The organism is Massilia sp. Dwa41.01b, from assembly GCF_014171775.1.
Classification (GTDB): Bacteria; Pseudomonadota; Gammaproteobacteria; order Burkholderiales; family Burkholderiaceae_D; genus Telluria.
This window is the reverse complement of the sequence record NZ_CP050454.1, coordinates 579,047-591,515: the sequence shown is the minus strand read 5'-3', so window position 1 is coordinate 591,515 and position 12,469 is coordinate 579,047. Positions and strand designations below refer to the sequence as shown.

Below are 12,469 nucleotides of genomic sequence, written 5' to 3'. Positions count from 1 at the left end.
GATCTTTCCCGGCCCGGTTGCCCGATGTTGACCGGCTCCCGCGACCAGGAACCGGCTATGATTGAGCGCCAACAGCGCACTCAAGAATTCTTAATCACTGACAGTACAACGGCGCGCCGGCTTTTCAGCCCGGCGCGCCGTGTGGTGAAGCTGGTGTCGATTAGTCGATGAAGAGCGACATCACCGAATCGCCCTTGACGATACGTTTGAACGTTTCGGCCAGCAGCGGAGCACAGGTCAGCTGGCGGATCTTGCCGCAAGCACGGCCGGCTTCGCTCAGCGGGATCGTGTCGGTAACGACCAGTTCATCGAGCGGCGAGTTCGAGATACGCTCGATCGCCGGGCCCGACAGGACCGGGTGGGTGCAATACGCCACGACTTTCTTGGCGCCGCGTTCCTTGAGCACTTCGGCGGCTTTCGTCAGCGTGCCCGCGGTGTCGACCATGTCGTCCATGATCACGCAGTTGCGGCCTTCGACTTCACCGATGATGTTCATGACTTCCGACACGTTCGCCTTCGGACGGCGCTTGTCGATGATCGCCAGGTCGCAGCCGAGGCGCTTGGCCAGCGCACGGGCACGCACCACGCCGCCGACGTCAGGCGACACGACCAGCAGGTCGTCGTAGTTGCGCTTTTGCAGGTCGCCCAGCAGCAGCGGCGATGCGTAGATATTGTCGACCGGGATGTCGAAGAAACCCTGGATCTGGTCGGCGTGCAGGTCCATGATCAGGACGCGCTCGACGCCGGCTTCTTCCAGCATGTTGGCCACCACCTTGGCCGAAATCGCGACGCGCGCCGAGCGTGGACGGCGGTCCTGGCGGGCATAACCGAAGTAGGGAATGGCGGCGGTAATGCGGCCAGCCGATGCGCGCTTGAGAGCGTCGACCATCAGCATGATTTCCATGAGGCTGTCGTTGGTGGGAGCGCAGGTCGACTGCAGGACGAAGACATCCTTGCCACGAACGTTCTCGTTGATTTCGACCATGACTTCGCCGTCGGAGAACTTCGAGACGACTGCTTTACCGAGAGGAATACCGAGGCTTTTTGCGACCCCTTCTGCTAGCGCCGGATTGGCATTGCCGGTAAAAACCATCAGGTTTTCGTAAGCCATGGGAGTCCCAGGAGGTGAGCGTGATTCTTGAAAAACAATCAGCCGGACATGCCGGCTGATTATGCGTTCATTGGTGGATCGCGAGAGCGCTATCACCAGGTTCATCCGCTGGACGCATGGCATCGACAGACCGGACAAATCGAATGGCAGGGGAACAAGGATTCGAACCTTGGTATGCCGGAATCAAAATCCGGTGCCTTAACCAGCTTGGCGATTCCCCTACGCAACTTACAGCTTACCGCAGCATCACATTTTACGTCAGACGCTGCGACAGGCGAAATTTTATTCTACAACATACTGTTTTGCAAGAGCTTTTTCAGCGGGTGTCGTGCCAGCGATCTCGCTTTCCAGGCACGCCAGCGACTCGGCACTGCCTGCAACACCTCATCCGCCTGCGCTTCATCGGGCAGTGCGCAAAACACACACGCCCCTGAGCCAGTCATCCTGGCAGCGCCGTAACGCCCCAGCCATTCGATCGCCTGAGCTACTGGCGGGAACAAGCGGCTTGCCACTGCTTGCAAATCATTCTTCCCAAACGCACTCAACAACTGCGCTTCAGGAAAGTCCGCTATTCTGACGGCTTTCGACTCTCTTGTCAAATCGGGCGCGGTAAAAATTGCCGGCGTCGGGACATGCACTCCCGGTTCGATCACGGCATACCAGCAATCCGGTCCTTCCACTGGCTGCATTGCCTCCCCGACTCCCTCGACAAACGCCGTCTGGCCGTAGATAAAAAAGGGAATGTCCGCACCCAGCGGCAGGCCGATTTCCATCAGTTCGCTGTCCGTGAAACCGCCCTGCCACAGGTGGTTCGCCGCCATCAGGGCGGTGGCCGCATCCGACGAGCCGCCGCCGAGTCCCCCGCCCATCGGCAGGATCTTGTCGATCGCGACATCGATGCCGGGTACGGCGCGGCCATGGCGCTGCTGGAACGCGTCGGCCAGGCGGGTCAAGGCACGGACGATCAGGTCGCTCGCCTCCGGCACCCCGGGAACGTCATTGGTGCGGCGGATGCGGCCGTCATCGCGCAGGTCGAAATGCAGCGTGTCGCCGCGGTCGATCAATTGAAAGACGCTTTGCAGCAGGTGGTAGCCGTCGGCACGGCGGCCGACCACGTGCAGGAACAGGTTCAGCTTGGCCGGGGCCGGGCAATCGTGCAGCGACCTCATCATCACGCGGGCGGGTTGATCGCGATGCGGATTGCCAGTTCACCACCCGTGGCGGTGGCGCTGCGCTCGGCATTGATCACGCTCGGCATCGGCGTGGCACTCCCTTTTTGCCAGGAGACGAACCGCAGGCGCCAGCCGTCGGCCGTGAAGACCTCGCTCCTGACCGGCGAGGCGGCGAAGCGCTGGCCGTTGGCGTCGGTCGCATAGCCCTGCAGCCAGTCGCGCAGGTTCGAGACCGGCAGCGACCAGCCGAGCACCTGCGCGGTCAGGGTGTCGATGTCCTTCGCCGTGCGCGGCGGCCGGTTCGCCTGGGTCAGCGTGGCCTCGTCGGGCGTGACCTTGACCATGGCGACGGTCTGCCCGGTGGGTGCGGCCAGGGTGACGTCGATCCGGCCCGGTTGCTGCGACCACTCGAAGTTGACGGTCACGGAACCGGGCTGGCCGTCCTGCTGGTAATTCGCCGACAGGCGTCCGGCGAGCTCGATGCTGTCGCGGTAGGCTGCGGCGGACGTTGCGGCGCCCGGCGCGGCATCCGGCTGCCTGGTGGCGGTGGTGGCGCAGCCGGCAAGCGCGGCGGCAAAGATGAAGGCGGTAAGACGGCGGGTGATCGGCATCGGTCAACAGGAAAGTGGATGGGACGGCGGACGGCATGCGTCCGCCGCGTGACACGCATTCGCGGATTATTTCACAGGGACAAACGCAGGCGCGCCAGCGTGCTGCGCAGGGTGTCGTTCTGCGGGTCCTTGGCGCGCGCTTCCAGCCACAGTTGCTGGGCGTCGCTGCGCTTGCCTTTCTGCCACAGGACTTCGCCCGGGTGCACGGCGATCTCGGGGTCGCGGCGCAGGCCGTAGGCGCGGCGCAGGTGGGCTTCGGCGGCGTCGAGGTTGCCCAGGCGGTATTCGACCCAGCCCATGCTGTCCATGATGAAGGGGTCTTCCGGCGCCATCGACAGGGCCTTCTCGACCAGCACGCGCGCTTCGTCCAGGCGGGTGTTGCGCTCGGCCAGGGAATAGCCGAGGGCATTGTACGCATGGTGGTTTTCCGGCGCCATGCGCATCACCTCGCGCAGGCTCTGCTCCATCACGTCCAGATGGCCGGTCTTTTCAGCCAGCAGGGCGAAGTCGTACAGCAGGTCCGCGTTGTTCGGGAAGCGCCTGGTGGCGGCCTGCATCAGGGTATAGGCTTGCTCGGCCTGGCCGGCGTCGCGCAGGATCTGCGCCTCGGCCGCCGCCAGTTGCGCCCTGGGCTGCCGGCTCGGCGGGTTTGAGGGAGGCCAGCAGGCGGCGCGCGGCCGGCAGGTCGCCGCCCTTGCCGAGCAGCTGGGCACGGCGCAGCTGGGCGCCGAACAGGGTTTTCTCGTCGCTCTCGGGCAGTTTATCCAGCCAGTCGACGGCTGCCTTCAGGTCGCCGCGCTCCTCGGCCAGCTGGGACAGGATCAGCAGCGCCTTCGAGGGGTCGCGCTCGTCGTCGGGATTGCGGCCCAGCACCTCGACAAAGCGCGCGAAATAGCGCTCCGCCGCGGCCGGGTCCTGCAGCTGGGTCGACAGCACGCCGAGCGCATACAGGGTGGTGACATTGTCCGGCTGCTGCTTGTCGAGCAGCAGGAACTGCTGGCGCGCATCCTCGAAACGCTTCTCGTTGACCAGCAGGCGCGCGTGGGCCGCGCGTACTTCGCGCGCCTCCGGGTTCGCTGCCAGGAATTGCTGCAGCAGGTTGCGCACTTGCGCTTCGTCCTCACCTGCCTGGGCCAGCGTCAGCACGGCGATCTCTGCCTTCGGCTGCAGGGCCAGCGCGGCCTGCGCCTCGCTCCTGGCGCGTGCACGGTCGCCCCGTGCCAGCGCGCGTTCTGGGCCAGCACCACGTGGCCTTCGAGGCTACCTCGGTAAGGCGTGGCCAGGCGCTCGACCATGGCGGTGGCAGCCTCCTTGTCCTTGGCACGCGTCAGCAGTTGCTGAACCCTGGTAGAGCACCACGCCGCGCACGCCGGCCGGCGCGCTTTCCAGGCGCTTGCGGAAGATCTCTTCGGCATCGGCGATATTGTCGGACAGGATCACCATCCCCAGATAGTACTGGGTCGCTTCGTCGGACTGCGGGTCGAGCTGGCGCCACTGGCGCACCGCGGCCAGGGTGTCCTCGGGCTGGCGCGCGGCCATGGCCATTTCGGCGGCGCGGCGCGCCAGGCGCGGATCGCGCGTCTGCTGCGCCAGGCTCATCATCGTCAGGTAGGGCCCCTGCCAGTCGCCGCGGCGAAACGCGAACTCGGCGCGCAGCAGCTGGTTCAGCAGGGTGCTCGTCAGTTCCACTTTCGGCAGGCGTGCCTTCTCGGCGTCGGCGGCGGCCGTCGCTGCCGCCTCGGCGGCGGCCTGGGCGGCGCTCTCGGCATCGGCGGCCACCGCGTCGGCAGCGGCTGCGGCTGCCTGCGCCGATTGCGCAACAGGCTGCGGTTGCGGCGCCACAGCACACGCCGACAGCACCCCGGAGAGAGTTACAATGACGAAAGCGTTTTTCAAGGCAAGTCCATGTGTGGAAGGATGTCCGATTCTACGCTCAAGCCCCGTTTCGCGTGCGGCCCGGCTCCGCCAATTTACAAGAATTTTGTCAGATTTTCATGCCTGAACTCCCCGAAGTAGAAGTCACGCGGCGCGGCGTCGCACCGCACCTGGAAGGACGCGTGGTCGAACAGGTCGTGTTCCGGCGCGAAGGCCTGCGCTGGCCCTTCCCTGCGCACATCGCCGACAAGCTGGTCGGGCAGCGCATCAGCGGTGTCGGCCGGCGCGGCAAATACCTGCTGCTCGGCTTCGACACGGGGACCCTGATCATCCACCTGGGCATGTCGGGCCACCTGCGCGTGCTGCCGCCCGGTGTCGAGCCGAAGAAGCACGACCATTTCGACCTGGTCGTGAGCGACGGCAGCACACAACAGGTATTGCGCCTGCACGACCCGCGCCGTTTCGGCGCCGTGCTCTGGCATGCCAACGACGATGGCGAGCTGGACCAGCACGTCCTGCTGCGCGGCCTCGGCGTCGAACCGCTCGAAGAAGGCTTCTCGGCCGAGCTGCTGTACCGGCAAACGCGCAAGCGCAGTGCGCCGATCAAGGGGGTACTGTTGTCAGGAGACATCGTTGTCGGGGTCGGGAACATCTATGCCTGCGAAAGTCTGTTTCGCGCCGGAATCAGCCCGAAAACACCCGCCGGACGCATCAGCCGCGCCCGCTACGAGCGATTGGCGACGGCAATTCGCGAAGTATTGGCCGCCGCGATCGTGCAGGGCGGCAGTACGCTGCGTGACTTTATTGCAGTAAATGGGCAATCTGGATATTTCCAGCAGACATATTTCGTCTATGATCGTGCTGGAGTGCCTTGCCGCAACTGTGGTGCACTGGTGCAACAGATCAAGCAAGGGCAGCGGTCGACGTTTTATTGCGCGACCTGCCAGCGGTAAGGCCAACTGGATAGAGCGGGCGGAGAAATGCAAGACATTCAAGAATACGGCAATTGGCGCGCGGGGATCGTCGCGACGCTGGAAGACTATCGCGCGGCGCTCAAAGCGCATGACCTGGCCGACGCCGGCGTCATGGCGCGCCTGGCGCAGGCGCAATCGCGGGTGCGCGACGACCGGCTGTCGGTCGCTTTCGTCGCGGAGTTCTCGCGCGGTAAATCGGAGCTGATCAATGCGATCTTCTTCGCCGATTATGGCCAGCGCATCCTGCCCTCCTCGGCCGGCCGCACCACGATGTGCCCGACCGAGCTGCTCTACGAAGAGAACCTGCCGCCCTGCATCCGGCTGCTGCCGATCGGCACGCGCGCGACCCAGCTGTCCACTGGCGACTACCGCGACATGCCTGAAGCCTGGACCATGCTGCCGCTCGACCTCGAGTCGCCCGAGCGCATGCAGGAAGCCTTCCGCCAGGTCAGCCTGACGCGCCGCGTCGCGCCCGAGGAAGCCCAGCGCTACGGCCTGTACGACCCGGAAGACCCGGAACTGGCCGATGCGCTGGGGCCGGACGGCCTGGTCGAAATCTCGCAATGGCGCCACGCGATCATCAACATGCCGCACCCGCTCCTCAAGCAGGGCCTGGTGATCCTCGATACGCCGGGCCTGAACGCGATCGGTACCGAGCCGGAACTGACGCTGAACCTGATTCCGAATGCCCACGCGGTGCTGTTCGTGCTGGCCGCCGATACCGGCGTCACGCGCAGCGACATCGACGTCTGGCGCACCCACATCGGTGCCGGTCCGGGCCGCATCGTCGTGCTCAACAAGATCGACTCGATGTGGGACGCCCTGCGCAGCGAAGAAGAAAACCAGGCCGAGATCGCGCGCCAGCAGGCCAGCGTGGCGCAGCAGCTCGGGCTCTCCCCCGGCCAGGTCTACCCGGTATCGGCCCATAAAGGGCTGGTCGGACGCATCCAGGGCGACGCGGCGCTGTTCGAACGCAGCCGCCTGGGCCAGCTGGAAGCGGCGCTGCTGCACGGCCTGATCCCGCAGAAGAAAACCATCCTCGGCAAGCAGCTGCACGAAGACCTGGTGGCGCTGGAAGCGGCGCTGGCCAGCACGCTGGCGTCCCGTTCGCGCAACCTGGTCGAGCAGCTGCAGGAGCTGAAGAGCCTGCGCGGCAAGAACCAGAACGTGCTCACGCACATGATGCGCCGCATCGAAGCCGAGCGGAAGGACTTCGACGCCGGCCTGATGCGCCTGCAGGAAGCGCGCATGAAGTTCGCGGCCCTGTCGACGCGCCTGTACACGACGCTGGCCCTGGACAACCTGGCGCGCCAGGCCGACACGGTGCGCCTGGCCACGACCACGGTGCGCTTTGCCACCGGCATGCGCGGACCGGTGCGCGACTTCTTCGCCGCCGCCCGCGAGAGCATGGATTCGGCCATCGAGCAGGTCGCCGAAATCGGCAGCACGATGGATGCGCTGGTGCGCGGCTTCGCGGCCGAGCACGGGCTGACCCTGTCGCCACTGACGCCCCTGTCGCTGGCGCGCTACCGCGAAGCGATCGACACCATCGAGGGCCTGTACACCAAGCAGTTCAGCACCGCGACGCTCCTGATGACCAGCCGCGCCAGCCTGCTCGAGCGCTTCTTCGATTCGATCGTTTCCAGCCTGCGCCGCCTGTTCCGCGCGGCGAACGCCGAGGTCGAGGCCTGGCTGAAGGTGATGATGGTGCCGCTCGAGACCCAGATCCGCCAGCACAAGGAACAGCTGCGCCATCGCCTGGCCTCGATCCAGCGCGTGCACGACGCCACCGACAGCCTGGAGCAGAAGATCTCGGCCTTCGAGACGAGCCAGGACGAGCTGGATGAACAGCGCCGCCACCTGCAGGGTCTCGGCCGCGCGGTCGGCGTGGCGCTCGACGACCCGATGCTCAGGCAGGCGGCGTGACCGGGCTTGCATGAGGCTGGTGCGGTGAAACGCCTGACCGAATTCGACACGCTGGCCGACCCGAGCTTTTCGCAAGCCGTGATCGACTGGCAGCGCGCACACGGCCGCCACGCGCTGCCGTGGCAAAACACGCGCGACGCCTACCGCGTCTGGCTGTCCGAAATCATGCTGCAGCAGACGCAGGTCGCCGCGGTGCTCGGCTATTACGCGCGCTTCCCGGAACGCTTCCCCACCGTGCAGACGCTCGCTGCGGCGCCGGTCGAAGACGTGATGGCCTGCTGGAGCGGCCTCGGTTACTACACACGTGCGCGCAACCTGCATGCCTGCGCGATCCGCGTCGTGCGCGAGCATGGGAGCGTGTTCCCTGCCGATCCGGCCATGCTGGCCGAACTGCCCGGCATCGGCCGCTCGACAGCGGCCGCGATCACCGCGTTTTCGAACGGCACCCGCGCCGCCATCCTCGACGGGAACGTGAAGCGCGTGTTCGCACGCGTGTTCGGCGTCGATGGCTACCCGGGAGAGAAACGCATCGAGGAAGGCTTGTGGCGGCGTGCCGAGGCCTTGCTGCCTGTCGAAGGCATCGAGGCCTACACGCAGGGCCTGATGGACCTGGGGGCAACCCTGTGCACGCGCTCAAGGCCCGACTGCGGACGCTGCCCGCTGCAGGCGCGCTGCGTCGCCCATGCCACCGGCCGTACCGCCGAGCTGCCCGTGCGCAAACCGAAGAAGGCGACGCCGGAAAAACGCGCCGATCTGCTGGTGGTCGTGCATGACGGCCACGTGCTGCTCGAGCAGCGGCCGTCCAGCGGCATCTGGGGCGGCCTGCTGTCGCTGCCGGAAGTCGACGGCCACCTGGGTATCGACACGATGCGCGACGGAGCAGTCCGCAACGCAGCCATCGCCGCTTTCGGCGCGGTCGAGGAGGTCCAGGCCCTGCTGCCGCTGGTGCACGTATTCACCCACTACAAACTGCACATTCATCCGCACAAGGTGACGCTGGCTGCACGGCCGGCAAGCATGCCGGGACAGGTGTGGGTGCCCTTCACGGGCATCGAGGACGCCGCGCTGCCGGCGCCGGTGAAGAAGCTGCTGCTCGACCTGACGCATCCCAGTTTGTTCTAATCCTCTTGTAGGGTGGAGTCCTGACTCCACGCGGATCACCGGTTGAACGGTGTTGGCCCGCGTTTCGACACGCGAACGTGCTATACCGCGTGGGGTCAGGACCCCACCCTACGACGGCAACGGTTCGCTGTCCTCGTCCATCGATGCTTCCAGCGCGTGGCGCCCGGCCTTGATTGCCAGCAGCGCGGTCGCCATGCACAGCAGCGGACCGCCGCCGCCCCAGTACAGTTTGTTCAGCGCGGTCCGGTAGGCGCCCGCCTCCCAGGCGTCGAACACTATCCGTGCGCTAAAGCCACGGACCGTGAAGAACATGCCCAGCGCCAGTCCGAACCAGACCAGGGGTGGGATGCGGTCGAGCGTATAGGCCTTCAGGCGCAGCACCAGCAGCCACAGCGCCAGCAATCCAATGCCCGGGGGCGCGAGCCGGGTCGCCGGTACGAACAGCAGCAACAGCAGCACCGCCAGCATGAGGAGCGCATGCCGGATGGTGTAGCCCTGCCGGCAGGTCCAGATGCCCACGGCAAGCGCCAGGATCGCCAGCAAGGCCTCGCCATGGGCAAGGATGGCCCCGCCCAGCGGCAGGGACAGCGCCAGTAACAGCACAATCACGATCAGCCGCACCAGATGGCGCCGCCCGTCCTGCCACAGCGAGTGCAGCAGCCGCACGACCATGGCGAGGATCGCCAGGCCGGCGCCGCCCAGCACGACGGCCGCGACGGTCCCGCGCAGCGCGCGCGCATTCGCATCGACGAGGTGCACGGCGAAGACGAAGGCCGTGACACCATAGGCGAAGGTCATCGGCAGCACGCACAGGATCAGCTGCACCCAGGCCAGGTAAGCGAGTGCGCGCGCCGCGTGGGCGGCGCGATTGCTACCTGTCGTCACGCGCTACAGATGGTCGAGCGAAAAGATCCGCTTGTGTTCGCGGATGGCATAGCGGTCGGTCATGCCGGCGATGTAGTCGGCGATCTTGCGCGCCTGCTTGAGCGTGTCCCCACCCGCCGCCTGGTAGTCCGGCGGCAGCAGCACCGGGTCCGTCATGAAGGCGTCGAACAGTTCGCGCACGATGCGGCTTGCTTTCACGCGCATGCGGTTGACCTGGAAATGGCGGTACAGATTCGCATACAGGAAGCGTTTCAGGGCTGTGGTCTCGGCGCGCATCTGGTCCGAGAAGCGGATCAAAGGCGCACTGGCGCGCACGTCGTCGATGCTCTGCGGCGCAGCCTCGAGGAGGCGCGCGGCCGAGGTCTCGACCAGGTCGGCCGTCATCGCCGTGATCATCAGGCGGATCGTCTCGTACAGGGCGCGCCGGCCCGGCAGCCCCGGATACTGGGCCTCCACCGCATGGCGGTGGCGCGCGAACAGTTCCACCTCTTCCATCTGCGCCATCGTGAGCAAGCCCGAACGCAGGCCGTCGTCGATGTCGTGGTTGTTGTAGGCGATTTCGTCGGCCAGGTTCGTCAGCTGCGCTTCCAGGCTCGGTTGCGTCTTGTCGAGGAAGCGCTGACCGAGCTCACCGAGGGCACGCGCATTGTTCAGCGAGCAGTGCTTGAGAATGCCCTCGCGCGTCTCGAAGGTGAGATTGAGGCCGTCGAAGGCGCCGTAGTGTTCTTCCAGCTGGTCGACCACGCGCAGGCTTTGCAGGTTGTGCTCGAAGCCGCCGTAATCCTTCATGCATTCGTTGAGCACGTCCTGGCCGACGTGGCCGAAAGGCGTGTGGCCGAGGTCGTGCGCGAGCGCGGTGGCTTCCACCAGGTCTTCGTTCAGGCGCAGGCTGCGCGCCAGCGTGCGGCCGATCTGCGCCACCTCGATCGAGTGCGTCAGGCGCGTGCGAAACAGGTCGCCCTCGTGGTTCAGGAACACCTGCGTCTTGTATTCCAGCCGGCGAAAGGCCGTCGAATGGATGATGCGGTCGCGGTCGCGCTGGAACTCGCTGCGCGAGCCCGGCGCCGGCTCGGCAAAGCGGCGTCCGCGCGACTTCGCCGGATGGGCCGCATACGGGGCCAGGTTGCAGTCGAAATCGATCATGCGTGGCTCCTCATGCTTGTGTGCAGGCGGCCAATGTCGCCCGCAGCGCATCAAGCGGCACGCTCGCGATGCTCGGGCTGCCCAGGGGTTTCAGGAGGATGAACTTGATGTCGCCACCCTCGTTTTTCTTGTCCACTTCCATCAGCTCGATCCAGCGCTCGGCGCCGAGGCTTGGGGCGACCGTCGGCAATCCCGCGGCCGCCACCAGCGCGCACACGCGCCACCGTGGCCTCGTCGACCAGCTTCATCCGGCACGACAGGTCGGCCGCCATCACCATGCCGCAGCCGACCGCTTCGCCATGCAGCCAGGTGCCGTAGCCCAGGCCCGCTTCGATGGCGTGGCCGAAGGTGTGGCCGAAGTTCAGCACCGCGCGCAGGCCGCCTTCGCGTTCGTCCTTGCGCACCACCTCGGCCTTGATCTCGCAGGAGCGCGCGATCGCGTGTGACAGCGCTTGCGGGTCGCGTGCCATCAGGCGCGCGATGTTCGCCTCGATCCAGTCGAAGAACTCGGCGTCGAGGATGGCGCCATGCTTGATCACTTCAGCCAGGCCGGCGGACAGTTCGCGCGCGGGCAGCGTCGCCAGCGTCGCGGTGTCGACCAGCACGGCGCGCGGCTGGTAGAAGGCGCCGATCATGTTCTTGCCGAGCGGGTGGTTGATGCCGGTCTTGCCGCCGACCGAGGAGTCGACCCTGGGCCAGCAGCGTCGTCGGAATCTGGATGAAGGGCACGCCGCGCATGTAGCTGGCGGCGGCAAAGCCGGTCAGGTCGCCGATCACGCCGCCGCCCGGGCGACCAGCGTCGTCTTGCGGTCGCATTTGTGGGCCAGCAGCGCATCGAACACCTGCATCAGCGAGCCCCAGTGTTTATGCTCCTCGCCGTCGGGCAGCACGATCTCGACCACCTCCTTGCCGGCGGCGCGCAGGGGCGCTGCCACCTGCTCGAGATAGAGCGGCGCCACCGTGGTGTTGGTGACGATGGCCGCCTTGCCGCCGCCGACATGGCGCAGCAGGGCCGCGCCCTCCTGGATGACGCCGGGGCCGATCGCGATCGGGTAGCTGCGCTCGCCCAGGTCGACGTTGAGGTTGATGTGTGCTTGTCCGTTCATCGATGCCGCCCTTGCGCGCCGGGCACGCCCGCCTTCGAGCGCGTCCAGCTGGTCCAATATGGTCTGAACCATGGATTGTACGTTAGGTCGGCCGGTATCGATGACGAGGTCGGCGACCTCGCGGTAGAGCGGCTCGCGCTGGGCCAGCAGCTCCTCGAGTTTTCTCCTCGGGTCGGCCGTCTGCAGCAGCGGGCGGTTCTTGTCGTGGGAAGTGCGTTGCAGGATGCTGCCGATGCCGGCACGCAGGTAGATGACGGTGCCGCGTTCGGCGAGATAGGCACGGCTGGCGGCGTCGAGCACGGCGCCGCCACCGGTGGCCAGCACGATGCCGTGCTGGCCGGTCAGTTCGCGGATCATGTCCGCTTCACGCCGGCGGAAGCTTGCCTCCCCTTCGATTTCGAAGATCCAGGGGATCGTGGCGCCGGTACGCGCCTCGATAGCATGGTCGGAATCGATGAAGCGCTTGCCCAGCCGGCGCGCCAGCAGCCGGCCGATGGTGGTCTTGCCGGACCCCATCAGTCCGACAAGAAACACATTTTCGGAT

The 12,469-nt window shown here is 66.2% G+C and carries 11 protein-coding genes, 1 tRNA gene and 1 pseudogene; 3 read left to right on the top strand and 10 right to left on the bottom strand.

All coding sequences use genetic code 11. The features are described from left to right. Positions 1-160: 160 nt before the first annotated feature. The 7 genes from G4G28_RS02660 to G4G28_RS25130 form a co-directional block, all read right to left on the bottom strand. Positions 161-1,111: a ribose-phosphate pyrophosphokinase gene (locus G4G28_RS02660; RefSeq protein WP_182990745.1), complete on the bottom strand. Its 951-nt coding sequence runs from the start codon at positions 1,109-1,111 to the stop codon at positions 161-163. 144 nt (positions 1,112-1,255) lie between these two features. After that, a tRNA-Gln gene (locus G4G28_RS02655) sits at positions 1,256-1,332 on the bottom strand. Positions 1,333-1,398: 66 nt separating this feature from the next. Next, entirely contained in the window at positions 1,399-2,283 is an 885-nt protein-coding gene (gene ispE / locus G4G28_RS02650; RefSeq protein WP_182990744.1) for a 4-(cytidine 5'-diphospho)-2-C-methyl-D-erythritol kinase, read from the bottom strand. Continuing rightward, positions 2,283-2,894 carry a lipoprotein insertase outer membrane protein LolB gene (gene lolB / locus G4G28_RS02645; protein WP_183107998.1) on the bottom strand — a complete coding sequence of 204 codons (612 nt, stop codon included), beginning with the start codon at positions 2,892-2,894 and terminating at the stop codon, positions 2,283-2,285. The genes ispE and lolB overlap by 1 nt, the downstream gene beginning before the upstream one ends. Positions 2,895-2,965: 71 nt before the next feature. Continuing rightward, positions 2,966-3,451: a M48 family metallopeptidase gene (locus G4G28_RS25140; protein ID WP_229507863.1), complete on the bottom strand. Its 486-nt coding sequence runs from the start codon at positions 3,449-3,451 to the stop codon at positions 2,966-2,968. After that, positions 3,384-4,040, bottom strand: a complete 657-nt coding sequence (locus G4G28_RS25135; RefSeq protein ID WP_229507862.1) for a lipopolysaccharide assembly protein LapB — start codon at positions 4,038-4,040, stop codon at positions 3,384-3,386. The genes G4G28_RS25140 and G4G28_RS25135 overlap by 68 nt, the downstream gene beginning before the upstream one ends. Positions 4,041-4,154: 114 nt before the next feature. Further along, positions 4,155-4,736 carry a hypothetical protein gene (locus G4G28_RS25130; RefSeq protein WP_229507861.1) on the bottom strand — a complete coding sequence of 194 codons (582 nt, stop codon included), beginning with the start codon at positions 4,734-4,736 and terminating at the stop codon, positions 4,155-4,157. 152 nt (positions 4,737-4,888) lie between these two features. On the opposite strand from G4G28_RS25130, the gene mutM reads away from it, so the two are divergent. From mutM to mutY, 3 genes are read left to right on the top strand one after another with little or no spacing between them, the layout of a single operon-like run. Beyond that, on the top strand, positions 4,889-5,722 hold the full coding sequence (mutM, locus tag G4G28_RS02635) for a bifunctional DNA-formamidopyrimidine glycosylase/DNA-(apurinic or apyrimidinic site) lyase (protein ID WP_182991691.1): 834 nt from the start codon (positions 4,889-4,891) through the stop codon (positions 5,720-5,722). 27 nt (positions 5,723-5,749) lie between these two features. After that, on the top strand, positions 5,750-7,669 hold the full coding sequence (locus tag G4G28_RS02630) for a dynamin family protein (protein ID WP_183107997.1): 1,920 nt from the start codon (positions 5,750-5,752) through the stop codon (positions 7,667-7,669). A 24-nt stretch (positions 7,670-7,693) separates the two neighbouring features. Then, on the top strand, positions 7,694-8,791 hold the full coding sequence (gene mutY, locus G4G28_RS02625; RefSeq protein ID WP_182990743.1) for an A/G-specific adenine glycosylase: 1,098 nt from the start codon (positions 7,694-7,696) through the stop codon (positions 8,789-8,791). 108 nt (positions 8,792-8,899) lie between these two features. On the opposite strand, the gene G4G28_RS02620 is transcribed toward mutY, so the two are convergent. From G4G28_RS02620 to aroKB, 3 genes and pseudogenes are all read right to left on the bottom strand, one after another. Then, positions 8,900-9,676, bottom strand: coding sequence for a hypothetical protein (locus tag G4G28_RS02620; RefSeq protein ID WP_182990742.1), 777 nt, complete (start codon positions 9,674-9,676; stop codon positions 8,900-8,902). 3 nt (positions 9,677-9,679) lie between these two features. After that, entirely contained in the window at positions 9,680-10,819 is a 1,140-nt protein-coding gene (locus tag G4G28_RS02615) for a deoxyguanosinetriphosphate triphosphohydrolase (RefSeq protein ID WP_183107996.1), read from the bottom strand. 10 nt (positions 10,820-10,829) lie between these two features. Then, a pseudogene (gene aroKB / locus G4G28_RS02610) lies at positions 10,830-12,441 on the bottom strand (bifunctional shikimate kinase/3-dehydroquinate synthase AroKB). Positions 12,442-12,469: the final 28 nt, after the last annotated feature.